The sequence below is a fragment of the Flavonifractor sp. HCP28S3_F3 genome, assembly GCF_052065355.1.
In the GTDB taxonomy this organism is placed as follows: Bacteria; Bacillota; Clostridia; order Oscillospirales; family Oscillospiraceae; genus Flavonifractor.
In genome coordinates this window covers 1-526 of sequence record NZ_JBQHUF010000042.1, presented here as the reverse complement: position 1 = coordinate 526, position 526 = coordinate 1, and the positions used below count along the sequence as shown (strand labels likewise).

The 526-nt window shown below is 54.9% G+C and carries 1 rRNA gene; it reads left to right on the top strand.

The features are described from left to right. Window position 1: 1 nt before the first annotated feature. Window positions 2–526, top strand: a 23S ribosomal RNA gene (locus tag ACTNB1_RS14870); the annotation flags it as partial.

The following is a 526-nucleotide window of genomic DNA, read 5'->3' as shown; positions in this document are numbered from 1 at the left end:
AAAGAGCGCAAGGGGAATGCCTTGGCATCAGGAGCCGATGAAGGACGTGACAAGCTGCGATAAGCTGCGGTGAGCTGCACATAAGCTTTGACCCGCAGATTTCCGAATGGGGAAACCCGGCGGAGCAATACTCCGTCAGCCTGCGTTGAATAAAATAGGCGTAGGTGGGGAACCGCCTGAACTGAAACATCTAAGTAGGGCGAGGAAGAGAAATCAACAGAGATTCCGCAAGTAGTGGCGAGCGAACGCGGAAGAGGGCAAACCGGAGGATTTATCCTCCGGGGTTGTGGACTCACACAACGGCAGGATAGTTTAGCTGAACGGTATGGGAAGGCCGACCACAGCGGGTGATAGTCCCGTAAGCGAAAGACGATTCCTGTTAGTGAGGATCCAGAGTACCGCCGGACACGTGAAACCCGGTGGGAAACTGGGGGGACCACCCTCCAACCCTAAATACTACCTGATGACCGATAGAGGAGCAGTACCGTGAGGGAAAGGTGAAAAGGACCCCGGGAGGGGAGTGAAA